Consider the following 22,532-nt stretch of genomic DNA (forward strand, 5'->3'; position numbering starts at 1 on the left):
ATGATCAGTGTAAAACAGCTTAATAAACGCTTCGGCGACAAGGTGGTGCTGGACGATATCAGCCTGACCATCGGCGAAGGCGAAGTGGTGGCGATTATCGGTCCATCCGGCTCAGGCAAATCGACCCTGCTGCGCTGCCTCAACCTGCTGGAAAAACCCGAGTCGGGCGTGATCCAGATCGGCGATGTGTCGCTCGACACCGCCAGCTACAGCGCGAAAGAGGAACATGCGCTGCGCGGCCAGACGGCGATGGTTTTTCAGAACTACAGCCTGTTTCGCAACAAAACCGCGCTGGAGAACATCACCGAAGGGTTAATCATGGTGAAGAAAATGCCGAAAGCGCAGGCCAGCGAGACCGGGATGCAGCTGCTGGAGCTGGTCGGCATGGCGCCGCAGGCGCATCAGTATCCGGTTACGCTGTCAGGCGGCCAGCAGCAGCGCGTCAGCATTGCGCGCGCGCTGGCGGTGAAGCCGCGCGCCATCCTGTTTGACGAGCCGACCTCGGCGCTCGATCCCGAGCGCGTCCACGAAGTGCTGCAGGTGATGAAAAGCCTGGCGCAGCAGAAGACAACCATGGTGATCGTCACGCACGAGATGCAGTTTGCCAAAGAGGTGGCCGATCGCGTCATCTTTATGGCGGATGGTCATATCGTCGAGCAGGGGCCGGCGGAGCAGGTGATCAGCTTCTCCGACAACCCGGTGACGCGCCGCTTTTTGCGCCAGATGACTAACATCGACACTAATGATGATTTCAATATTTAAGCGCGCCGCCGCATACTTTGCCGCAGGCCGTCGCACTGGAAGGAAATAATATGAAAGAGATCCGCGAGCAGGATCGGGCGCTTGCCAGCCAGATTGAGGCTTTTCGCCACGATATGCACCGCTTTCCCGAACTCTCCAATCAGGAGTTCGAAACCACCAAAAAAATCCGTGCGGCGCTGACCGCGGCGGGCATCCGCATCCTCGATCTGCCGCTGAAAACCGGGCTGGTGGCCGAGGTCGGCGAGGGGACGGGGCCGCTGGTGGTGGTGCGTTCCGATATCGACGCCCTGCCGATTGAAGAGGAGTCGGGCGTGGCGTTTAGCTCCGAGAACGCGGGCGTTATGCACGCCTGCGGCCATGACTTTCACACCTCGGCCGCGCTGGGTGCCGCCATTCTGCTACAGCAGCAGGCGGCGTCGCTGAAAGGGCGCGTGCGCATCCTGTTCCAGGCGGCTGAAGAGACCGGTCTGGGCGCCCCCGACCTGATCGCCACCGGCGCGCTGGATGAGGCCGCGGTAATTTTCGGCATTCATAACGATCCGACCCTGCCGGTCGGCGTAGTGGGTGGTAAAGAGGGCGCGCTGACGGCGGGCGTCGATCGCTTTGAAATCAAGGTGGCGGCGAAGGGCGCGCACGCGGCCAAACCCCACGAGGGCAACGATCCTGTTGTTATCGTCGGCCAGATTATCAGCGCGGTGCAGACGCTGATCAGCCGCAACGTGCCGTCAGATCAGAACGCCGTGGTCTCGATTACCCAGATCCACAGCGGCAGCACCTGGAACGTTATCCCCGATACCGCCTGGCTGGAGGGCACGGTGCGCACCTTCAGTAGCGAAGCGCGCGCGCTGATCGAGCAGCGCTTTCGGGCGCTGCTGGAGGGGCTCGCCGCCGCGTTCGGCGCGCAAATCGAATTCCTGTGGCACGCCGGTCCGCCTTCGGTGGTGAATACCGCGGAGTGGGTCGATTTTGCGCTGGAGCAGGCGAGCGAGGTCGGCTTTGAGGCGCGCCGCATTGACGCCAGCCCCATTGGCGAGGACTTCGCCTTCTATCAGCAGAAGATCCCCGGCACCTTTATGATGGTCGGCTCAGGCGGGCCCTGGGCGCTGCACCATCCGAAGTTCCGCGTTGACGATAAGGCGCTTTTCCCCACCGCCCAGTATCTGGCGCAGCTGGCGGTTAACGCCTTGAATAAGCTCGCCTGATCCTTTTTAATCCAGGGTGAGCGCCTGCGCGTTCGCCCTATTTCCCTCGCCTCTCCGCCTTTACCTGCTTAAGTTTCAATCGCCCCCGCCGATAAGAGTGATAACAGCGCTGCTGTTTTATTAGCCTGTCTTTGAATCTGGGGAAATCAATGATGAAAGCGGATCGCGTAACAAAAAAGAGATTAAGCACCCGCGCCATGATGTTGCTGACCGGCGCGCTGACCATCGCCACCGGCTTTGCCGTTACCATCGGCGTGCTGAGCTGGCAATCGGGCCAGGCGCAGCGCACGCTGGCGGAAGCATACTTGCAACAGATTGCGCGCAGCAAAGCGCTGGAAGTGGAACAGAGCCTTAACCACGCGCGGGATGTCGCGCAGAGCCTCGGGCAGAGCCTGATCGCGCTGCCGGATGCCAGCGTTCAGGATCGCCACGTCGCCGACAAGCTGGTGGAATACGCGCTGCGCAGCAATCCAGACTACCTCTCTGTTTCGGTGGTGCTGGAAAAAGATGTCTTTGACGGGCGCGACGCCGAGTTCGCTGCGCAGAGCGGCCAGCCGCCGCAAGGGCGCTATGCCTGGTTTGTCGATGTCGATCAGGCGGGCAATTACAAAATGCATCCTCTGACCTCCTATCTGACGCCAGGCCAGGGGGACTACTATCTGGTGGCGCAGCGTACCCGTAAGGATTACCCGACCGAACCTTACAGCTATGCCTACAACGGCGTGCCGACGCTGCTCACCTCCATCACCACGCCGATTATCGATCGCGGCAAACTCTGGGGCGTGGTGAGTTCCGATATTTCGCTGGCTAAGCTGCAGCAGCAGGTTAACGAGATCAAACCCTGGCAGGGCGCTGGCTACGCTATGCTGCTCTCCAGCGGCGGGAAGATTGTCTCTTCGCCCGATAAAGCGCAAAACAACCAGCTGTGGAAGGGGGACAAAAGCCGCCTGACCACCGCGATAACCGAGCAGGACGACGCGTTTCTCGGTGAAAAAACACTGATGACCTGGCAGCCAATCGCCATCGGCAACAGCAGCAACGTCTGGTATCTGGGGGTCGCCGCGCCGCTGGATTTAGTGATGAGCGCCGCGCGTCAGCAGCTGCATAATGCCCTGTGGATGATGCTGGCGAGCATTGTGCTGGTAAGCCTGCTGCTGGGCGTGGTTTTCAGCCGCATAGTCCTGCGTCCGCTGGGCGGCGAACCCGCCGACGCGGCCGCCTTCGCGCTGGCGGTAGCGGACGGGCAGCTGAATACCCGCATTCCGCTGAAAGCAGGCGACCAGAGCAGCCTGTTCTATGCGCTGCATACCATGCAGGCGCGGCTGATCGCGATGGTCAGCCAGATTAAAGAGACCACCGCCTCGGTGCGCGACGGCGCGGAGGAGATCGCCAAAGGCAATATCAACCTGGCGTCCCGTACCGAGCAGCAGGCCGCCGCGCTGGAGGAGACCGCCGCCAGCATGGAGCAGCTAACGGCGACGGTGAAACACAACGCCGCCAATGCGCATCAGGCGACGACGCTGACGGAAAACGCCTCACAGACCGCACGCAGAGGCGAGTCGCTGGTGGGCGAGGTGGTGCAGACCATGGCGCAAATCAACGACAGCGCGCGCAAGATTGGCGATATCACTGCCATTATCAACAGCATAGCGTTCCAGACCAATATCCTTGCGCTTAACGCCGCGGTGGAAGCGGCGCGCGCCGGGGAGCAGGGCCGCGGCTTCGCCGTGGTGGCGTCGGAAGTGCGCAACCTGGCGCAGCGCAGCGCCGCAGCGGTAAAAGATATCGCCTCGTTGATCGAGGAGTCGACGCAGCGCGTTGACAGCGGCGTTAGCCTGGTGCGCCATGCGGGCGATACCATGCAGGAAATCACCCAGGCGGTTACCTCGGTGCAGGCAATTATCGACGAGATCGCCACCGCATCCGACGAGCAGAGCCGCGGCATCAGCCAAGTCTCCGTGGCGGTCAACGAGATGGACAGCGTCACGCAGCAGAACGCCGCGCTGGTGCAGGAAATTTCCGCCGCCGCCAGCGCGATGGAGGATCACTCCTCGCAGCTGGCGCAGTCGGTGGAACAGTTCCGGCTGGAGGCGCAGCCTGCCTGAGGCGACGTACCGGGCCTGCGCCGAACGGCTGGCCCGGCATTGTCCCGAGGCGCAGGTCGCCGAGGGACAATGCCTGACCCGGTGAGCATAGCATCCGTGCAGAAGCTGGCAGCCTTTATCGACCTCTGCGTGCGACATCCCGTACGCCGGTTCCGCCAGGATCCAGGGAAGCTGACTGGAGAATAGCTGCGTTGAGAAGGCTTCAGCTCATCACCCGAGCCTTTATACTTCCAGCTCGACTTTCACCCAGCCCGGCTCACGCTTGTCGAACGCCTCATAAGCCTTAATCACATTCTCAACAGGTTCGACATTGGTCAGCACCTTCGCCGGATCGATGGCGCCGGTGCGCGTCAGCTCCAGCAGGTAGGGGATATGCGTATGGTGGTTACAGTTGCCCATCTTGATAGTGAGATTTTTGTTCATCGCCTTGCCGATGGGGAACGTCTCGGCGGTGGGGGGATAGACGCCGATAATGCTTAGCCGACCGGCTTTCTTCACTGCGGCAATCGCCCATTCCAGCGCCTGCGTCGGGGCATCGCCGGGGATCCAGTTCCCGTGCTGCGGATGGGTTTCCGGCGCAACCTCTTCTACCTCCTGAGCGAATTTATCCGCTTTCTTCTCCGCCTCTTCGCTGGCCGGGCCATGGTGAGCATGCTGGCTGTCAACACCCACGGCGTCGATGGCGCAGTCCGCACCGGTGCCGCCGGTCAGCGTTTTAACTATCTCAACCGGATCTTCCTGCTCGAAATTAATCGGGAATGCGCCCTGACGACGCGCCATTGCCAGCCGATCCTCATGGCAGTCCACGGCAATCACCCGCGCCGCGCCCATCAGCAGTGCGCTGGCAATAGCGAACTGGCCGACTGGGCCACAGCCAAACACAACGACAATATCCCCACGCGTAATATCAGCCAGCTCGGCGCCGAACCAGGCGGTGGGGAAAATATCGCTGATTAAAATGGCCTGCTCGTCCGTTACGCCGTCGGGAATTTTAACCAGCGTATTGGCGGCGTAGGGAATCCGCGCTTTTTCTGCCTGCAAACCGTTCACCGGGCCGGTAGCTTTGGGGCCGCCAAAAAAGCAGGTGCCCGCTTCAGGCCCATTGGGATTCGCATTGTCGCACTGCGCGGTATGTCCGGCGCGACAGGGTGGACAGACGCCGCAGGATACCGTAGAGCAGACCACCACCCGATCCCCAGGGCTGAAGTTACGCACCTCATCCCCGACCTGCTCCACAATGCCAACCGCCTCATGCCCAAGGATGGTGCCGGGCTGCATATCGCTAAAGGTGCCACGAATAAAATGCAGATCCGTGCCGCAAATCGCCGAGGCGGTAATACGAATGACGGCATCGCCCGGTTGCTCTATCTGTGGATCGGCAACGTTATCCAGCTGAATGTTTCCCACGCCGTGCCAGACCAGTGCTTTCATTATTCACCTCTACCGCTTAAATAGTGTTTGCTGGAAACCAGCCGGACTAAAAAGTATAGAAAGCGTCAGAAATCCTGCGCGCCAGATAAATAACCGCAGCGGTTAGCAATGTTTAACACTTTTTGCGAACTCTCCCACAACATAACTTATGACCATGATAATTAACGTTATTTACAGCATGGATTCAGACAAGGCGCGGCATTTTCAAACAAAATGATATTAATAAACGCAGCCGCCCAATGGCAGCTGTTTTAATTGTCGCTAAGCTGAAGACATAACTTTACATAACAAACAAAAGCACGCTGGCAAATGCCAATTGCAATGTCGAGAACGAGGCGTTAAATGTCAGAGAAAACCTGTACCATTATTTATAATGGCGAACCCCTGGTAGGTGCCGTTAATCAGCCCTTGATCGACTTTCTTACCGAGCAGGGAAAAAAACTGCCTCACGTCTGTTATCACCCGGCGCTGCAGCCGCTGGAGAGCTGCGATGTCTGCTGGGTGGAAGCCAACGGCGAAAAGGTGCGTGGCTGTACGCTGCGCACCTTCCAGGGACTGGAAATCAACAGCGAAGGAGAGTGGCCACGCGCCGCGCAGCAGGAAGGGATGGATCGCATCCTGAATCGCCACGAGCTTTACTGCACGGTCTGCGAGCACAATACCGGCGACTGCACGCTGCATAATACCGTCGCAGATATGCATATCCCGATTCAGTATTACCCCTATCAGCGCAAGCCCACCAGTAAGGATCACTCCAACCCCTTTTATACTTACGATCCCGACCAGTGCATTCTCTGCGGGCGCTGCGTTGAGGCGTGTCAGAACGTCGAGGTAAATGAGACGCTGAGCATCGACTACACCCAGGCGCATCCGCGCGTGCTGTGGGATGGCGGCACGCAGATTGCCGGATCGAGCTGCGTCAGCTGCGGCCACTGCGTCACGGTCTGTCCCTGCAACGCGCTGCTGGAGAAGACCATGCAGCCCGACGCCGGCCCCTTTACCGCCATGGATGAAGGGCTGAAGCGGCCGATGATCGACTTCGTTAAATCGCTGGAGAACAGCATCGGCATGGAGCCGATCACCGGCATTTCGCTGATCGACGACGCGCTGCGTCAGGCAGAGATTAAGCGCACCAAAACGGTCTGCACCTACTGCGGCGTGGGCTGCAGCTTTGAAATCTGGACGCGCGATCGTCATATCCTGAAGGTGCAGCCGGTCGCCGATGCGCCAGCTAACGGCATCTCCACCTGCGTCAAAGGCAAGTTCGGCTGGGATTTCGTCAACAGCCCGCAGCGCCTGACCACGCCGCTGATCCGCGAAAATGGCCGCTTCCGCCCCGCCAGCTGGGACGAGGCGCTGGATCGCGTGGCGCAGGGGCTGCGCGACGTGGCGCGGCAGCATGGCGGCGACGCTATCGGCTTTATCGGCTCCAGCAAGGCCAGCAATGAAGAGGCCTACCTGACACAGAAAATCGCCCGGCTGATTTTCGGCACCAATAACGTCGATAACTCCTCTCGCTACTGCCAGAACCCGGCAACTGAAGGACTGTTTCGCACCGTGGGCTATGGCGGCGACGCAGGCACCATTCGCGACCTGCAAAAAACCGATCTCATCATCACCGTCGGCAGTAACCTGGCGGAGAACCATCCGGTTATCGCCTCGCATATCAAGCAGAGCCACAAACACCGCGGGCAAAAGCTGCTGGTGGTGGATCCGCGCCGCCATGAAATGGCCGACCGCGCCGACCAGTTCCTGCGCATCAAGCCGGGCACCGATATGGTGTGGGCCTCGGCGATGGCGAAATATATGTTCGACCACGGCTATGCCGACGAGGCGTTCCTGGCGGAGCGCGTCAATCAGGTCGAGGAGTATCGCGCGTCGCTGGCGCCTTTTACCCTGGCGTTCGCCAGCGAGGTCACTGGCCTGAGCGTGGAAGCGCTGACGGCGGCGGCGGAGATGATCGGCCAGGCGGATAGCGTTTGCCTGCTGTGGGCGATGGGCATCACGCAGCATAGCCACGGCGCGGATACCAGCACGGCGCTCTCGAATCTGCTGCTGGTGACCGGCAACTACGGGCGTCCCGGCACCGGCGGCTATCCGATGCGCGGCCACAACAATGTACAGGGCGCGAGCGATTTCGGCTGCCTCAGCAACGTTTATCCCGGATATGAAAAAGTCTCTGACCCGGCAATACGCGAAAAATGGGCGCGCGCCTGGGGCGTGACGCCAGAGGCGCTCTCTGACCAGCCCGGCGCGGATAACTTTATGATGGTGCAGCACGCCCACGAAGGAAAACTGCGCGCCATGTATATCACCGGCGAAGAGACCGCCTTCTCCGACGCCGATTCCACCAAAGTGCATGAAGCCTTCAGCCGCCTCGACTTTATGGTGGTGCAGGATATTTTTATGAGCCGCACCGCCGAGTTCGCCGATGTGGTGCTGCCCGGCAGCCCGAGCGTGGAGAAAGAGGGCACCTTCGTCAACACCGAGCGCCGTATCCAGCACTTCTCCCCGGCGATGGATCCGCTGGGCGAGAGCCGCCCCGACTGGCAGATCTTTACCGATCTGGCTGCGCGCCTCGGCCATCACTGGAACTACCCCAATCCCGGCGCGATTATGGCGGAAGCCGCCAGCATTGCGGAGATCTTCGCAGGCGTCAGCTATGAGCGGCTGGTGGGCTGGCAGTCGCAAATCTGGCCGGTGACGCCGGACGGCGAGAGCACGCCGCTGCTCTATACCGATAAGTTCAAGTTCCCGGACGGCAAGGCGCGACTCTATCCGCTGAGCTGGCAGCCGCCGATGGAGGAGGCGGACGCGGAATACGATCTGATTCTGGATAACGGCCGTATGCTGGAGCACTTCCAGTCCACCAACCAGACCGGACAGGGGGGACGCATGATGTCGCTCTCGCCTAACTGGTTTGTGGAGATTTCCCCGCAGCTGGCGCAGGCGCGCGGTCTGCTGGAGGGGGAATGGGTCGCGCTGAAATCGCGGCGCGGCACGGTGGAAGTCCCGGTGGTAGTGACCGATCGCGTGGCGGGCAATGTGCTGTTTATCCCTATCCACCACGGCAAGCCAGGCGTTAACGGCCTCACCGGCGAACATCACGATCCCGATGTTAACACCCCGGCGTACAAGGAGATTGCCGTCAATATGACGAAACTGGCGCGTACGCCGCAGCCGAACCCGATTCCGCGCCATAATTTTCGCCACGGCCAGCGTACGCCGCTGGATCATCTGCCCATTGAGCAGAAGTGGCAGCAGGAAGGCTATGTCGAGCCGCCTGAACACGTTCAACACCCGGAGAAATTCTAATGGCAGAACGACTGTCCTATACCGTGCCGCCGACGCGCACCGAGAAAACCGCGCAGGAAGCGATGGATGAACTGGTGGAAAACCTGCATGAGCACGGCTTTCTGCGGCTGGCGAACGACGCCATCAAAGCCAATAACGATATCGGCAAAATTCTGGTTGCCGGCCTGAACCGGCCAGGCACGCAGAGCGCGCTGCAAAATATCTCGCTGATCCTGATGACGCTGAGCACCATCCCACCGGAGCGGCTTAACCATATTTTGCTGGCGCTGCGCGACGCGGCGATGGCGATGAAGCCCGCCAGCGACGCCACGCAGCAGGAGGGGAACGCCGCGCCCGGCATTCGCGGCGTGCTGCACCTGCTGAACGACGAGAATCTATGGCAGGGACTGCGGCCGCTGTTCGCCGCGCTGGAGGCGTTTTCCGCAGGCATGCAGCGCGAGGAGGAGAAGCCGATTACCCGCTACAGCGGAAAGCCGAGCAATGAGTAATGCCGAATGGGTGCTGCTGCTGTCGCGTGGGCAGTTCGCCCTCACCATGGGGATGCATATTACCCTGGCCGCGCTGACGCTTGGCCTGTCGCCCTTTTTGCTCTGGTTCGAGGCGCGCTGGCTGTGGGGAAAGCAGCCGGGCGCGCGCGAAGCGCTGCACTTCTGGCTTAAGGTCTTTGCGCTGACGGTGGCGATCGGCGCGGTGTCCGGCGTGGTGATGGAGGTGCAGTTCGGCACCCACTGGTCCGGGCTGTCGCAAAAGGTTGGCGGCGTTATCGGCCCGCTGCTGTTCTATGAAGTGCTGGTGGCCTTTTTTCTTGAATCGGGGCTGACCGGGGTGATGCTGTTTGGCATGGGCAAAATCAAGCCGGGCCTGCACTTTATCGTCACCTGCTTCGTCACGCTCGGCGCGCTGCTGAGCGCCTTCTGGATCCTCGCCGCTAACTCCTGGCTACAGACGCCCACCGGCTTTACGCGCGACGACAGCGGCCGGTTCCTGCCGGAGAGCTGGGCGATGGTGCTCTCCGCGCCGTCGTTTCCGTTTCGCTTTAGCCATATGCTGCTGGCTTCGCTGATCGCCGTGGCCTTTATGATCGCGGGCGTGGCGGCGCGCCGTCTGCTGCTGAATGTTCAGGAACAGGCGGCGCGGCGCATGCTGACGGCGGCGCTCTCGTTCACGCTGGTGGCGGTGCCGCTGCAGGTGGCGGTTGGCGATCTGCATGGGGAGAATACGCTGGCGCATCAGCCCGCCAAGCTGGCGGCGATTGAGGGCAGCTGGCATCCGCCTGCGGCGAACCGGGGGGAGCCGCTGCGGCTGTTCGCCTGGCCCGATCAGCAGGCGCAGCGTAACCGGCTGGAGCTGGCGATCCCCGATATCGCCTCACTCTATTTGCGTCATAACCTCACCGGCCATATCAAAAGCCTGAGCGAGTTCGACGCGCAAAGCCTGCCGCCGGTGGCACCGGTTTTTTTCGCCTTTCGCCTGATGGTGGGGCTGGGGATGGTCATGCTTATCGCCAGCCTGGTGGCCAACGTGCAGCACTGGCGCGGACGCCTGACCACTTCGCCTCGCCTGCTGCGTATGCTGGTATGGGTTTCGCCGTCGGGCTTTATCGCTATGCTGGCCGGCTGGCTGGTGACGGAAATCGGCCGTCAGCCCTGGACGGTCTACGGTATGCTGCGCACCGCCGACAGTATCTCCGCGCTGTCGCTCTCCACCACCGTGGCGATCCTGGTCGCTATTGTTGTGGTTTACACCCTGAGCTTTGCGCTGGGCCTGCGCTATCTGCTGCGGCTGGTCTCCACGCCGCTGCAGCCTAAAGGTGACGTTGTCACACAAGAGATCAGGACATCCCTATGACGCTTGCTGATTTTTCGGCGCTGGCGCTGCTGCTGTCGATGCTGATTTATGTGCTGCTTGACGGCACCGATCTCGGCGTCGGCATGCTCTTTCCCTGGTTCCGCGAGGAGTCGCAGCGCAGGCGCATGGTTAACAGCATCCTGCCGATCTGGGACGCCAACGAGACCTGGCTGGTGCTGCTGGCGGGCGGGATGTTTGCGCTCTTTCCGCCGGTCTACAGCCTGCTGTTCAATACCCTCTGCGGCCCGGTGTTTGCCATGGTGCTGGCGCTGTTTCTGCGCGGGCTGGCGCTGGAGTATCGGGCGCAGGCGCAGGAGGGCTTTCGCCACTGGCTGGATCGGCTGATGTGCGCCAGCTCGGCGCTGGCGGCGTTTCTGCAGGGCTGGTGCGCGGGCGTGGTCTTTAGCGCAGAGCCGCAGCGCGGGCTGGAAATCGGCTTCTCGCTGACGCCGCTGCTGTGCGGGCTGGGGCTGATGGTGATCTACTTACTGCTGGGCTGCTGCTGGATCCGCTGGCGTATCGGTGCAGATGTCGAAGAGCGTGCCAGCACGCTCGCCTGGCTATGCTGGGTGCTTTCGCTGGTGCTGTTTCTGTCGGTGCTGCTACTGAATCGCGATATCTGGATGACCGCCTGGCAGCGCTGGCCGGGCAAGATCGCCGTCGCGCTGATTTTTCTCTTCTGGCTGGCGCAGCTGCTGGCGCTGTGGCGCGGCCGGGCAACCTGGCAGCTGGCTTTGACGCTGGGGCTGATCTCAGCGGTATTTATCGGCGTCGCCTGCGGTTTTTATCCCTGGCTTATTCCCTGGCAGCAGGATCTGCACCGCAGCGCGGCGCCGGCGGCGACGCAAAGCTTTGTGCTTATCGGCGCCGCCATCGTTATGCCGCTGACGCTGCTCTATCACAGCTGGGCGTTCTGGGTGTTTCGCGGCAGAGTGCGCTAAGCCTTGCCGCTCTCCGCCTGCTGCTGACGCGCCAGGGTGCGTGCCAGCAGAGAGGAGTAGAGCGGTTTGCCGCCGAGAAACTGCGCCAGCAGCGTCGCGCCCAGCCCGGTGACGATCATCGGCAGTATCAGCTGATAGTTATCGGTCATCTCCAGCACCAGCACAATGCCGGTCAGCGGCGCGCGCACCGAGGCGGCAAGCAGCGCGCCCATACCGGCGATGGCGAAGGTGGCGGGCTGCAGATGGTAGAGCGGGAAAACGTCCGCCATCAGCACGCCGAAGGCGGTGCCCAGCACGGTGCCGAGCGCCAGCATCGGTGCGAAAATGCCGCCCGGCGCGCCAGAGCTGAAGCAGAGCAGCGTAGTGAACAGCCGCACCGCAAAGATCACCAGCAGCACGCCGAAGGTATAGTGGCCAGCGGTCGCCTGCGGAATCAGCTCAAACCCGCCGCCTGCGCCCGGCGCGAACCACAGCGCCAGCAGACCGCAGCCGCCGCCGAGCGCGCCGCCGGTCGCGACGACGCGCCACAGACGCCCGTTATAGAGGCGGGCAAACGTATCCTGACAGAGAAAAATCAGCCGGTTAAGCAGCACGCCCACCATGCCGAACAGCATGCCCAGCACCAGATAGAGCCACAGGGTTTCTACCGGCGCATCCGCCAGTTTGCCGACGGAGATCACCGGATGCGCGCCGTTGATCAGGCGGAACACAATGCTCGCCATAATCACGCCGGTAAAGACCGCCTTGATAGAGATAAGGTTGTAGCGAAACTGCGGCCGCATCTCTTCAACGATAAAGAGAATGCCCGCCAGCGGCGCGTTAAAAGCTGCCGCCAGCCCGGCCGCCGCGCCGGTCGCCAGCAGCGAATGGCGCGCTTCGTCGCTGCGGATGCGCAGCAGGTCAAGCACCATGCGGCCGATATTGCCGCCAAGCTGCACCGTCGGCCCCTCGCGACCCAGCACCATGCCCGCGCCCAGCGTGCCCATACCGCCGAAAAATTTTACCGGGATAACGCGCCACCAGCGCACCGGGCGCAGCTCTTCCAGCGCGCCTTCGATTTCCGGGATGCCGGAACCTGCGGCTTCTGGCGCAAAACGCCGCACGAGAAAATAGCCCGCCATCGCCAGCAGGGCGGAGAGCACAAACGCCAGCGCGTAGAGGGTCCAGCCGCTGTGCAGCGCCGGATCGGCCAGCGACAGCCGCCAGTGCTGTACCCAGCGAACCGCGCTGGCGAAGGCGCTGCCCACCAGCCCAACAATGACGCCGACCAGCGCGGCGGAGATAAGCACCGCGACAGGGGTTTTATCGCGGTTAAGTAACGCCCGGAACATGCGGTTACGTGCCGGGATCGACTGAGGAACGTTTACTGAGGAGTGCGCTTCGTTATTCACTGTCATTCACTGCTGCAGAAAAGGAGAGCTAAAGTTTACTGCAATCGCCTTTTTCCGTCCTGCCCTGAGATCGGTTGATTGATAACCTGGCGCAGCAGGGAGCTACTCCGCTTCAGCCGTCTCCTCTATCATCTCTTCGCCCTGATTGTGAATATTGCCAACCTTTTTCGTCACCGGATGCCAGCGAAACACCTTTTCCGGCAGCGCCGCCTCGTCGGCGATCTGTTTTGCCCGTTCGGGGGAGGTCTCTTCGCTCAGCCACTCCTCGACGGCGTCGGCGCGCAGCACCAGCGGACGGCGATCGTGGATATCCACCATGCCCTTATTGCTCGCCGCCGTTACGATAACGAATCCCTCATGGCCGTGCTCTCTGTCGAAAGGCGCCTTGCCGATGGCGGCGAAAAACAGCGGCTCGCGCTGCTGATGGTAGATAAAATAGGGCTGCTTGCGGCTGCCCTCTTTTTTCCATTCGAACCAGCCGTCCGCGGGCACCACGGCGCGGCCATGATGCCACAGCGGCTTAAACATGCGTCCGGTGGGTGCGGTTTCACTGCGCGCGTTAATCAGCGGCTGTTTATTCCACCACTCAGGGCCATAGCCCCAGAAAACCGGGTCAAGATGCAGATGGTCGTCGCGCATGTTGAGCAACAGCACGCGGGTGCCCGGCGCGACGTTATAGCGCGCGACAGGTTCGGGATCGTAAATCAGCTCGTCATCTTCGATGCCGAGCGCGTCAAAGTAGTCGTTCCGGCTGCGATACTGCGCAAAGCGTCCACACATAGTTGTTACCTCCGCTGTTAAGCATAGCTTTCTCCCTGAGTAAATTAGATTCATTACTAAAGCTTATCGGCTTGCGTCCGTTAATTGTGATTGATTGCTATACGCCGCGCTGACGCCAGACGCCACGCGGGATGAGATACATTAGGGACGTTAAAAAAGGAAAGGCCAGTGAACATTAAGACTTTTGCAGCAGGCACGCTTGCTATCACCCTCCTTGCAGGATGCGCAGGAGGCAAGAAACCCACGGTAGTTAAAGGCTCAGGCGGAAGTAGCCTGGAAGTTTATACCTCTCTGGCGCAGCCCGATATGAACGATAGCCACTATGCTGACGATCATCTGCGCGTTGTAGGGCCAGCCTCCACAGGCGTAGTAGCCGGTCTGACTGCGGTAGGTGCGCTGCTGGGCAGCGTCAGCGCCAGTTCCGATATGTTTGATAAAAAAGGGTATCGGGGCAGCAAGATAGACGCCCTGCCGGAACCCACCAGTCATTACTTCGCACCGAAGGCAGAAGCGAAAATCGCACGCTATTTAGATCAGAACGGCGGAAGTTATGCTTATCAGAACATACTCTTTATCGGCGCGTCACACTGGTCGCTGGTCTACACAGATTTATCCTCCGCTAACAGCAATTATGACCTCTCTTACCGCGTAATCTTCTATAAACGCCCGGAGGGCGGCACGATGTTTAGCGCCTATACGGTTGCCAGCTGCGAGCCTGCGGCGAAAACCGCGCCGCTGGCTGAATGGCAGGCCAATAACTATCAGAAAGTGACCCAGGAGACAGAGAAGATGATGGATGCCTGTTTGCTGGAGCTTGAGAATCAGCTGCCGCGACTGCTGAAAAAATCCTCCTGACGCGTCGTTCAGGATAAAAACGCTGCGCGCGCGTCAGCGTTTTCAAAAAGCGGCGACGGCCTAATCTGCAGCCGCTTTTTTTATTAAGTTTCATTCCCGTAATAGTCAGAGATCGCGATAAAGTTTCACTTTCAGTAAAAGTATTGTGGCAAAACTAAACCGAACTCACAGAAAAAAGGGCGAATGTGAACCTATTTCTGGCCGGCGCTGATGTTTAAGCGCAGCGCGTCCATTCCAGCTTTAAATCTGTTTACGCTTTCCTTCCGCTATAACCGTAAAAACTGACTATCCTTCTAGTAAATAAATGACTTTAAGGAGGAAAGATGAAGTTTTTCTATTTTGTTTCGCTTATCGCCGCTGCAGGCTATCTGCTGGCTTTCTTGCCTAAACTCCGAACCAGACGTGAACCTGTCGCTTATTGGGGATGCTGGGCTTATCTGGCGGCGAACGCCATTTACTGGGCGATTTATGCGCTACGTTATTATTTCCATTTTTAACCGCAGAAATAATCTGCCGCAGGAGAAGAGATGTCTGAAAATAAACGTGACCTGATGCCTTACCTGCTTTATTACTGCCAGTCTCGCCTGCTGGTGGAAAATATTGATGGCCATGTGGTCGATATCGGCGGCGCGGAGCAGGTTGGCGGCAAGCTACGCTGGCAGCTCGACGGTAAAGAGGCGAAAGGCACAACGGAGAATGAGGCGGAGGAGATGCTGAATGATGTCGCCCGCCACCTGAGCTTTTTATTCGTCGACGGGCAGTTCACCAGCCTGCCCGACGTGCGTGGCGAATATGGCGACCGGCTCGATAACGCCCCGTCGCGCGAAATTTCGCTGTCGGAGCTTAACGACAGCGATGAAGATATCGTGCGCTAACCGCCGCCAGGCTGCCACTGGCAGCCTGGACGACCGCATTAGCTGGCGGCGTGCTGCGACGCCATCCCCGGCACCAGAATAACCTTGCGGCAGTCATCCTTACGCTTCTCAAAGATCTCATAGCCGTGCGCTGCGTCTTCCAGCGACATATGGTGAGTAACGATCTCTTCCGGCGTGAGCAGCCCCTGTTCAATTAGCGACAGCAGGCGTGGCAGATAGGCCTGCACATGCGTCTGTCCCATCTTAAAGGTCAGCCCTTTATCAAAGGCGTCGCCGAACATAAAGCCGTGGATAAAGCCGGCATAGACGCCCGGCACGCTTACCACGCCGCCGCGGCGCACGGCGGCGATACACTGACGCAGCGCTTTACCGCTGCTGCCTTCCAGCTTCAGGTTGCTGAGCACCGTCTCGGTCAGGCTGCCTTTGGCTTCAAAGCCGACCGCGTCAATAACCGCGTCTACGCCGCGATTATTTTTTGTATGCTCGATAATCCAGGCGGCTGGATCGTCGATATCGTCAAAGTTGATCGGCGTGACGCCGTAACGCTGACGGGCAAACTCTAGCCGGTAATTATTATGGTCGATCATAAAAATCTGTTCCGCGCCCACCAGTCGCGCACAGGCGGCGCTCAGCAGCCCCACCGGCCCGGCGCCGAAAATCGCCACGCTGGAGCCTTTATCCAGAGCGGCGTTCTGCACCGCCTGCCAGGCGGTCGGTAAGATGTCAGAGAGAAACAGTACCTTATCGTCCGGCAGCGTCAGCGGCACCTTGAACGGGCCGACGTTGGCTTTCGGCACGCGCACATACTCCGCCTGCCCGCCGGGCACGCCACCGTAAAGGTTGCTAAAGCCAAACAGCGCCGCCGGCGGCGTAATATTCTTTTTATTCAGAATGGCACCGCGACCGCTGTTGGTGGTCTCGCAGGCGGCATACTGATGCAGATGGCAATAAAAGCAGTCGCCGCAGGCAATAACAAAGGGCACCACGACGCGATCGCCAACCGCAACGCTGGTAACGGCCGTACCCGCCTCAACCACCTCGCCCATAAATTCATGGCCGAAGATTTCGCCATGCTCGGTGCCAGGGATTTTGCCGCGATAGAGATGCAGATCAGAGCCGCAAATCGCCGTAGCCGTTACGCGCAAAATAATATCGTCTGGCTCCTGCAGGACGGGATCGGGAACGGTCTCAACGCGAACCCGATGCGGGCCATGATAGGTCAGTGCTCTCATATCAACATCCTTTCTTGATGAGTGTGCCGGTCGCCATGACGCAACACAGAAAGTCCACGCCCGCGGCGCGCTTTTCCGGCTTTCGGGGCACGCCAGGCGAGGACGTCAGGGATGGTTTAAGCCTGGCCGCAGATACGGGTAAAGCAAGCGCGGCGGCTGTTGCGCAATCAGGCGAGACGGCAAATCCGTTAGTAAATCGCTTAAATAAAATACTGGATATAACACCAGTATCCTGTATACTTATTCAACAGCCCGAACGGCTGCGTAAGTTTGCATGAGGTGACGCTGATGATGTTCTCTACTGAAAATCTTTCTGCTCTCAACGCTTCTGTCCTGATGAGCAGCCGTGAAATCGCCCGACTGACCGGTATTACTCACGGCGAAGTAAAACGCTTGATCAAAAGCCTGGAAACCGCGCAGCGGCTTTCGCAGCCGCTGACGATCAACCTTTACGAGCACGAAGGAGAGATGCGTCAGGAGTTCTGCCTGAACAAGCGCGACTCGTTGTTAGCCGTGGCGCGCCTGTCGCCGGGCTTTACCGCCGATCTGCTGGATAAATGGCAGGAGCGCGAGAAAGTGGCGCATCTGCCCGACTTTACCAATCCCGCCGAAGCCGCGCGCGCCTGGGCAGAGCAGTTCGAGCAGCGCCGCGCCGCCGAAGAGCAGCTGGCGCTTTCAGCCCCAAAGGCGGAATTTTTTGATCGCTTTGTCGAGGTCACGGATTCACTCGGCTTTCGTCAGCTGTGCAAAATGCTGAAGGTAAAAGAGCCGGAGTTTCGCCAGTTCCTGCTGGAGCGCAACATCATGTACCGCGATAAAGGCACCCTGACGCCGCAGCATCACCATATGCAGGCGGGTTACTTTACGCTGCGCTCGGGCGTGGGCGAAAACCAGCATGCGTTTTCGCAGGCGCGCTTTACCGCAAAAGGGGTGAAGTGGGTCGCCAGCCTGTGGGCGGGGCATATCGCGACGCAGACTAAAGGCGTTGCCGCCTGATACTGATCGCTGTGCGTTAAAAAACCGGTCGCTGACCGGTTTTTTTATGTCTGCCATTCAGCCCTTTCAAACTCAATTTACAGCTGCCTTAAAGCGGCGCCTTCCAGCGTTGTCGCTTCGCCGCGGCGCGCGAAGCGAAAAGCAGAAGCTGACGTGCAGGGCGTCGTTATCCCCTTCGCCGCACGCAGAGGAAGCGCCCGTTGAGGGCAGCGGCGGTGCATTGTGGCTTGCTGGCGGTAAAAGTGTGAGCTAGATCTTAAACCCTGGGTTTTATTCAGGACAGGGAGAGGTTTTATGCTCAAAGCACCTTTAGCGCTGCTGATGATGGCGGTTTCCGCCACGGCGGCCGAACTGCCATCTTCTGATGTGCGGCCGTTACAGGTCGGCAATCTTACGATTCAGCAGGGCAAACCGGCCATTATCGTGTCGACCACCGGCGACGATGCGGACAGCGCCCTGAAGCTGGCGCGCCAGGCGGCCCAAACGCCGCAGGTGCAGATGGTGGAACTGCGCGTTGATAAGCTCAGCTTCGCTACCCACGTTGATAAGGTGGCGCAACTCGGGCGAGATATGCGCCGCGCGCTGCAGGACAAACCGCTGCTGCTGACGCTGCGCACGCAAAACGAAGGCGGCAGCCTGTCACCGGACGACGCCAGCTATATTGCGCTCTATCAGCAGTGGCTCGAGGCGGGCTGCGCCGATCTTATTGATATCGAAATGCGCATTGGCGCACAGGCGGTGGATCGGCTGGTGGCGCAGGCGCACCGTCATCATATCGCGGTGATCCTCTCTTATCACGACTTCCAGTCGACGCCGGATAACGCCGCTATGCTAGAGCGTCTGGCGTGGCAGGAGGCGCACGGCGCGGACATTCTGAAGATCGCGGTGATGCCGAAAACGCCACAGGATGTCAGCCGCCTGAGCGACGTTACCTGGCAGATGCGTCAGCGCAGCGACAGGCCGTTGCTTACCATGGCGATGGGCGGCCTGGGCGCGGTGACGCGCATGTCGGGCGAGGTGTTCGGCAGCAACCTGACTTTTGGCACCCTGGACGAGGCCTCCGCGCCGGGACAGCTTGAGGTGCAGGCGCTGGATCGGGCGATGAGCGCGCTGCACAAGGCGAATGCGTCATCAGGTTGAAACCTAACCACCGAGTCGGCTCTCAGCGTGGAGGCAGCGCCGGGCGCCGCGCAGTGCATGGCGACGCCCGAGCCTCAGCCGCCTTTTCCGGCAGCCGTCAGCGCGGATAAAAGCGGTCGCAAAATCCTTTGCTGGCGCCCAGCCGCGTTGAGAGGCGATAAGCGGTCTCCTGCATGATGCGGCCAACGTCTTTATCGATGCGATCCGGCGTGAGGCGAGATACGGGGCCGGTGATCGCCAGCGCGGCGGTCAGGGCATCGCCCTCGCCAAAGACCGGCAGCGAAAAAGCGGCGATATGCGGGTCGCGCATGCCGGACGTATAGAGCGGCAGCGCAGGCGTCTGGTCAAACAGCGGCTCATGCAGACCCCAGTGGCGCAGCACCTGGCCAATAGCGGAGTTGTCCAGCGGCAGCGCGCTGCCCGCCAGTCGCGTTTCGCGCAGGCCCTCCGACGATTCGGCGCGGAACAGGCAGAGCCGTTGCCCCTCTTCGATAACGTACCAGGAGGCGCTTTCACCGGTGGAGGCCGCCAGCGCATGCAGCTCCGGCTGCACGATGCTTGCCAGATGAAAAGATTGTTCATAGAGCTTGCCGAGATAGAGCAGACGCGGCCCAAGCGAGTAGCTGCCGTTCTCACGCCGGATCACATAATGCATTCGCGCCAGCGAATTCATCAGGCGATAGACCGTGGTCTTGTGCTGACCAGAGGCCTGCGCCAGCGCGGTCAGCGTCAATGACTCCTCGCCCGGTTTAAAGCAGTCCAGCAGCGCCAGCGCTTTTTCGACGGCGACTACACCTTCATTTCCCATCCTGATCCTCCTGATTTTGGCGCGTCGGATTGTAACCTGGCATTTGCGATTTACATCGTGTTTACATCACAACGAAACCTTTAGCCGTCTCTGCCACGCTCTCACTGGCTATGGCTGTTGTATACAGTAAAACAACGGCAACGGCTATAGCCTCTTATCCTGTATCCTTTTTTAAAACGCAGCATCCGTGAAAACCGAGTGTGCGGCGGCCTGCACTCTCCTGAGCAGGCGGCAGCAAAAGAGCGCTGGTATGGGGTGCGGGCAATAAAAAAGGCGCTTAACGCGCCTTTTTTTTTCTGTACCGACCGCTTATCGCGGCTGCGCTTCTGCCTCTACCCGCAGTTGAGATTTGCGTCCCATCACCAGGACAGCGATGCCGCCCGCCGCGCAGAGCAATGCCAGCGGCATCATCGCCAGGGTATGGCTGCCGGTGGACTGATTAATCATGCCATAGACGTTCACCATCAGCCCGCCGCCGATTAGATTGGCGACGGCGCCGATAGCTGCCAGTCCGGCCGCCGCGGTCGAAGAGGATAACCAGCCTGACGCCAGCGCCCAGAACGGCCCTTTCATCGAATAGGCACCGATCAGAACCAGCGAGAGGATCACCACGCTGCCCGTGAGCGACTGGCTGATAAAGGCGGAAAGCAGGCCGCCCGCAATCAGGAACAGGGTCAGGGCGGTATGCCAGCGACGTTCGCCGGTGCGGTCAGAACTACGGCCCCAGACAATCATCAGCACCGATGCCAGGCCGTAAGGAATCGCGTTCACCAGGCCCGTGGTAAAGTTATCCAGCCCAAACGACTTCAACAGCTGCGGCGACCAGACGCTGAGCGTCGAACCGGCAGCGGAAGCGCCGGCGTAGATCAGCGCCATCACCCAGATATGCTTGTGACGCAGCAGCTGCCACAGAGAGATATGGCCAATGGCTTTACGCTGCGCATTCTCCGCTGCCAGGGTCGATGAAAGCCAGTTGCGCTGCTCACTGGTAAGCCAGTTGGCGTTATCCGGGCGGTTGCTCAGTATAAAGAACGCCGCCACGCCCAGCAGCACGGCGGGGACGCCTTCGAGAATAAACAGCCAGTGCCAGCCGCGCATACCTAACCAGCCGTCCAGTGACAGGATCGCGCCGGAAATCGGCGATCCGATAAAGTTAGCGGCCGGGATCGCTACCATAAAGGTGGCGATAACGCGGGCGCGATACTTCGCCGGGATCCAGTAGGTCAGATAGAGCAGCACGCCGGGAAAGAAGCCGGCTTCTGCAGCGCCCAGCAGAAAGCGCAGCAGATAGAGCATTTCGCTGCTTTCGACAAAGGCGGTGCAGACCGATACGATGCCCCAGGTAATCATGATGCGGGAGATCCAGATCTTTGCGCCGACCTTTTGCATCGCCAGGTTGCTCGGCACTTCAAACAGGAAATAACCGACAAAAAACAGGCTGCTCGCCAGACCAAAAACCGCTTTCGACAGCCCCAGATCCTCATTCATTTGCAGCGATGCCATGCCGATATTGCCCCGGTCGATGATCGCAATCAGATAACAGACGATCAAAAAGGGCAGAATACGCCAGACGACGCGCCTGACGGTCTCCCTTTCCAGCTCTGAGGGCGCAGTTGAAGCGTGCATCTTTTCAGACATGATGTACCTCTTAACAGAAGACGTCCCCGGCAAAGCGCGCCTTGCGGGAGTAGGGTTGTTTTACTGTGTAAAACTGTTGTGTGCAGAGTACAACTCATTATCTCTGTATGGCGTGATATCTGTAGAGAGATGTTGCAAGGTTGAGTGAGGTGTCACAAAAACTTAACGCGATAATGGTGGTTATGTGATGGCATTAAAACTCTCTGCGCCCGGTAAAGCTCACGTGCCGGACTGACCCGGTTTTTAATCGCCTGGCTTGAGCTGTTGCCGGCCATGTCTGAGGCAATGAGCGCCCTTTCAGTAGGCGAGAGGAGAAATCATGCGCGACTATCAGCGGTAAGTGCCTGCGAATTGCCTGGGGGAAAAGCCTGCGTCAGGGCGGAGTGGCTTATAAAGCCGACAAGGAATAGCCGCCGTCTGCCAGGGCAGAAATCAAAGCAGGGGGCAGCTACAGCTGGCTGGATCAAACAGACAGAGCGTCTGTTTGTACTGAGGCAGTTAAAAGGGCTGGCCGCTGGAGAGTCGGGGAGGCTAACCCGAGCCGTCGCGGCCGGACTTCACGGCTTTAGCTCTGGGTCATCTGGCGAAACCGCGCCGCCTTGGCCCGATTGCCGCAAAGCGCCATGCTGCACCAGCGGCGGCGATGCGCTTTGGTGCGGTCGTAAAACCACAGCGTACAGTCGGGATGTTCGCACTCGCGCACCAGCGAGAAATCACCGTTAACCAGCAGGTCGGCAGCCTGCTCCGCCACGGGGGCAAGCTGCTGCTCCGGCGTGGCCGCGGCGTAGAGGCGTCGATACTCAGGCTGACCGTCGGAGTTCAGTGCCAGCTCCAGATAGCTGGAGGCGCTGCGCAGGAAGCGATTAAGCTGCTCCGGCTGCCACTCCTCTTCGCGCTTTCTCCGCTGTACTGCATGCAGAATAATGGCGCGCAGCTCACGCGCTGCCGTCAGCAGACCGCCAGCGCGCGCTTCTCTCTCTGCCGCGCCTGAGCCGCATCCCGCCGCCTCAAGCCAGCGCGCCACATCCTCATCGCGCTGAAAAAAGTCATGCGGCTCGCCGTCTACCTGCGCCACGGTGTTCAAAAAATCCAGCGCCATATGGTCGCCAATCTGCAGCGGGGCCGCTGCCGCGCTTCTGCTCTCTCTCGCTTTCATGGGATCCGCTCTGTCTGATAACCCTTAAAGATTACGTTAACCGGTTATCTGTCGCAA

The 22,532-nt window shown here is 59.9% G+C and carries 19 protein-coding genes; 12 read left to right on the top strand and 7 right to left on the bottom strand.

What is annotated here, in order from left to right; genetic code table 11:
- The 3 genes from LB453_RS00650 (at window position 1) to LB453_RS00660 (ending at window position 4,069) form a co-directional block, all read left to right on the top strand.
- Window positions 1-762, top strand: coding sequence for an amino acid ABC transporter ATP-binding protein (locus tag LB453_RS00650; RefSeq protein WP_103796422.1), 762 nt, complete (start codon window positions 1-3; stop codon window positions 760-762).
- A 50-nt stretch (window positions 763-812) separates the two neighbouring features.
- Window positions 813-1,964 carry an amidohydrolase gene (locus LB453_RS00655; protein WP_103796423.1) on the top strand — a complete coding sequence of 384 codons (1,152 nt, stop codon included), beginning with the start codon at window positions 813-815 and terminating at the stop codon, window positions 1,962-1,964.
- A gap of 152 nt (window positions 1,965-2,116) precedes the next feature.
- On the top strand, window positions 2,117-4,069 hold the full coding sequence (locus LB453_RS00660; RefSeq protein ID WP_103796566.1) for a methyl-accepting chemotaxis protein: 1,953 nt from the start codon (window positions 2,117-2,119) through the stop codon (window positions 4,067-4,069).
- Window positions 4,070-4,291: 222 nt separating this feature from the next.
- Here the strand turns inward: LB453_RS00660 and LB453_RS00665 are convergent, their stop codons facing one another.
- Window positions 4,292-5,500 carry a zinc-dependent alcohol dehydrogenase gene (locus LB453_RS00665; RefSeq protein WP_103796424.1) on the bottom strand — a complete coding sequence of 403 codons (1,209 nt, stop codon included), beginning with the start codon at window positions 5,498-5,500 and terminating at the stop codon, window positions 4,292-4,294.
- A gap of 342 nt (window positions 5,501-5,842) precedes the next feature.
- On the opposite strand from LB453_RS00665, the gene fdhF reads away from it, so the two are divergent.
- The 4 genes from fdhF to LB453_RS00685 are packed head-to-tail and all read left to right on the top strand — an operon-like array spanning window position 5,843 to window position 11,604.
- The gene (fdhF, locus tag LB453_RS00670; RefSeq protein ID WP_224481407.1) at window positions 5,843-8,815 is read left to right on the top strand and encodes a formate dehydrogenase subunit alpha; all 2,973 of its coding nucleotides are present in this window, start codon (window positions 5,843-5,845) and stop codon (window positions 8,813-8,815) included.
- Complete coding sequence (locus LB453_RS00675) at window positions 8,815-9,303, top strand: DUF1641 domain-containing protein (protein WP_103796426.1); 489 nt, start codon at window positions 8,815-8,817, stop codon at window positions 9,301-9,303. Before fdhF ends, LB453_RS00675 begins: the two co-directional genes overlap by 1 nt.
- The gene (locus tag LB453_RS00680; protein ID WP_103796427.1) at window positions 9,296-10,663 is read left to right on the top strand and encodes a cytochrome ubiquinol oxidase subunit I; all 1,368 of its coding nucleotides are present in this window, start codon (window positions 9,296-9,298) and stop codon (window positions 10,661-10,663) included. Before LB453_RS00675 ends, LB453_RS00680 begins: the two co-directional genes overlap by 8 nt.
- Window positions 10,660-11,604, top strand: coding sequence for a cytochrome d ubiquinol oxidase subunit II (locus LB453_RS00685; protein ID WP_103796428.1), 945 nt, complete (start codon window positions 10,660-10,662; stop codon window positions 11,602-11,604). Before LB453_RS00680 ends, LB453_RS00685 begins: the two co-directional genes overlap by 4 nt.
- Here LB453_RS00685 and clcA read toward each other — a convergent pair.
- Window positions 11,601-13,001 (bottom strand): H(+)/Cl(-) exchange transporter ClcA, encoded by a 1,401-nt coding sequence (gene clcA, locus LB453_RS00690; protein WP_103796429.1) that lies wholly within the window; start codon window positions 12,999-13,001, stop codon window positions 11,601-11,603. The two genes, LB453_RS00685 and clcA, sit on opposite strands and share 4 nt — an antisense overlap.
- A gap of 96 nt (window positions 13,002-13,097) precedes the next feature.
- Entirely contained in the window at window positions 13,098-13,775 is a 678-nt protein-coding gene (locus LB453_RS00695; protein ID WP_103796430.1) for an SOS response-associated peptidase family protein, read from the bottom strand.
- A gap of 168 nt (window positions 13,776-13,943) precedes the next feature.
- On the opposite strand from LB453_RS00695, the gene LB453_RS00700 reads away from it, so the two are divergent.
- The 3 genes from LB453_RS00700 (at window position 13,944) to LB453_RS00710 (ending at window position 15,505) form a co-directional block, all read left to right on the top strand.
- Window positions 13,944-14,630 (top strand): hypothetical protein, encoded by a 687-nt coding sequence (locus LB453_RS00700; RefSeq protein ID WP_224481408.1) that lies wholly within the window; start codon window positions 13,944-13,946, stop codon window positions 14,628-14,630.
- A 323-nt stretch (window positions 14,631-14,953) separates the two neighbouring features.
- Window positions 14,954-15,127, top strand: a complete 174-nt coding sequence (locus LB453_RS00705; RefSeq protein ID WP_199187332.1) for a hypothetical protein — start codon at window positions 14,954-14,956, stop codon at window positions 15,125-15,127.
- Between the two features lie 30 nt (window positions 15,128-15,157).
- Window positions 15,158-15,505, top strand: a complete 348-nt coding sequence (locus LB453_RS00710; RefSeq protein ID WP_103796431.1) for a hypothetical protein — start codon at window positions 15,158-15,160, stop codon at window positions 15,503-15,505.
- A 38-nt stretch (window positions 15,506-15,543) separates the two neighbouring features.
- On the opposite strand, the gene LB453_RS00715 is transcribed toward LB453_RS00710, so the two are convergent.
- On the bottom strand, window positions 15,544-16,737 hold the full coding sequence (locus tag LB453_RS00715; protein ID WP_103796432.1) for a zinc-dependent alcohol dehydrogenase: 1,194 nt from the start codon (window positions 16,735-16,737) through the stop codon (window positions 15,544-15,546).
- 288 nt (window positions 16,738-17,025) lie between these two features.
- On the opposite strand from LB453_RS00715, the gene LB453_RS00720 reads away from it, so the two are divergent.
- Window positions 17,026-17,733 (top strand): phage antirepressor KilAC domain-containing protein, encoded by a 708-nt coding sequence (locus tag LB453_RS00720; protein WP_199187333.1) that lies wholly within the window; start codon window positions 17,026-17,028, stop codon window positions 17,731-17,733.
- Window positions 17,734-18,027: 294 nt separating this feature from the next.
- The gene (gene aroD, locus LB453_RS00725; protein ID WP_224481409.1) at window positions 18,028-18,873 is read left to right on the top strand and encodes a type I 3-dehydroquinate dehydratase; all 846 of its coding nucleotides are present in this window, start codon (window positions 18,028-18,030) and stop codon (window positions 18,871-18,873) included.
- Window positions 18,874-18,970: 97 nt separating this feature from the next.
- Here aroD and LB453_RS00730 read toward each other — a convergent pair whose 3' ends face one another.
- The 3 genes from LB453_RS00730 to LB453_RS00740 all read right to left on the bottom strand — a co-directional run bounded on the left by LB453_RS00730 (window position 18,971) and on the right by LB453_RS00740 (window position 22,475).
- Window positions 18,971-19,681 carry an IclR family transcriptional regulator gene (locus tag LB453_RS00730; protein ID WP_103796434.1) on the bottom strand — a complete coding sequence of 237 codons (711 nt, stop codon included), beginning with the start codon at window positions 19,679-19,681 and terminating at the stop codon, window positions 18,971-18,973.
- Between the two features lie 309 nt (window positions 19,682-19,990).
- Window positions 19,991-21,319 (bottom strand): MFS transporter, encoded by a 1,329-nt coding sequence (locus LB453_RS00735; protein WP_103796435.1) that lies wholly within the window; start codon window positions 21,317-21,319, stop codon window positions 19,991-19,993.
- 565 nt (window positions 21,320-21,884) lie between these two features.
- Entirely contained in the window at window positions 21,885-22,475 is a 591-nt protein-coding gene (locus tag LB453_RS00740; RefSeq protein ID WP_103796436.1) for a CGNR zinc finger domain-containing protein, read from the bottom strand.
- Window positions 22,476-22,532: the final 57 nt, after the last annotated feature.

It is taken from the genome of Pantoea agglomerans (genome assembly GCF_020149765.1).
Taxonomy (GTDB): Bacteria; Pseudomonadota; Gammaproteobacteria; order Enterobacterales; family Enterobacteriaceae; genus Pantoea; species Pantoea alvi.

What these genes read in the sequence shown, in the direction of transcription:
- LB453_RS00740 (WP_103796436.1), bottom strand. Translation starts at nt 22,475, where the DNA reads ATGAAAGCGAGAGAGAGCAGAAGCGCGGCAGCGGCCCCGCTGCAGATT.
- LB453_RS00650 (WP_103796422.1), top strand. Translation starts at nt 1, where the DNA reads ATGATCAGTGTAAAACAGCTTAATAAACGCTTCGGCGACAAGGTGGTG.
- LB453_RS00695 (WP_103796430.1), bottom strand. Translation starts at nt 13,775, where the DNA reads ATGTGTGGACGCTTTGCGCAGTATCGCAGCCGGAACGACTACTTTGAC.
- LB453_RS00715 (WP_103796432.1), bottom strand. Translation starts at nt 16,737, where the DNA reads ATGAGAGCACTGACCTATCATGGCCCGCATCGGGTTCGCGTTGAGACC.
- LB453_RS00720 (WP_199187333.1), top strand. Translation starts at nt 17,026, where the DNA reads ATGATGTTCTCTACTGAAAATCTTTCTGCTCTCAACGCTTCTGTCCTG.
- aroD (WP_224481409.1), top strand. Translation starts at nt 18,028, where the DNA reads ATGCTCAAAGCACCTTTAGCGCTGCTGATGATGGCGGTTTCCGCCACG.
- LB453_RS00685 (WP_103796428.1), top strand. Translation starts at nt 10,660, where the DNA reads ATGACGCTTGCTGATTTTTCGGCGCTGGCGCTGCTGCTGTCGATGCTG.
- clcA (WP_103796429.1), bottom strand. Translation starts at nt 13,001, where the DNA reads ATGACAGTGAATAACGAAGCGCACTCCTCAGTAAACGTTCCTCAGTCG.
- LB453_RS00655 (WP_103796423.1), top strand. Translation starts at nt 813, where the DNA reads ATGAAAGAGATCCGCGAGCAGGATCGGGCGCTTGCCAGCCAGATTGAG.
- fdhF (WP_224481407.1), top strand. Translation starts at nt 5,843, where the DNA reads ATGTCAGAGAAAACCTGTACCATTATTTATAATGGCGAACCCCTGGTA.
- LB453_RS00675 (WP_103796426.1), top strand. Translation starts at nt 8,815, where the DNA reads ATGGCAGAACGACTGTCCTATACCGTGCCGCCGACGCGCACCGAGAAA.
- LB453_RS00735 (WP_103796435.1), bottom strand. Translation starts at nt 21,319, where the DNA reads ATGTCTGAAAAGATGCACGCTTCAACTGCGCCCTCAGAGCTGGAAAGG.
- LB453_RS00665 (WP_103796424.1), bottom strand. Translation starts at nt 5,500, where the DNA reads ATGAAAGCACTGGTCTGGCACGGCGTGGGAAACATTCAGCTGGATAAC.
- LB453_RS00730 (WP_103796434.1), bottom strand. Translation starts at nt 19,681, where the DNA reads ATGGGAAATGAAGGTGTAGTCGCCGTCGAAAAAGCGCTGGCGCTGCTG.
- LB453_RS00705 (WP_199187332.1), top strand. Translation starts at nt 14,954, where the DNA reads ATGAAGTTTTTCTATTTTGTTTCGCTTATCGCCGCTGCAGGCTATCTG.
- LB453_RS00660 (WP_103796566.1), top strand. Translation starts at nt 2,117, where the DNA reads ATGAAAGCGGATCGCGTAACAAAAAAGAGATTAAGCACCCGCGCCATG.
- LB453_RS00710 (WP_103796431.1), top strand. Translation starts at nt 15,158, where the DNA reads ATGTCTGAAAATAAACGTGACCTGATGCCTTACCTGCTTTATTACTGC.
- LB453_RS00680 (WP_103796427.1), top strand. Translation starts at nt 9,296, where the DNA reads ATGAGTAATGCCGAATGGGTGCTGCTGCTGTCGCGTGGGCAGTTCGCC.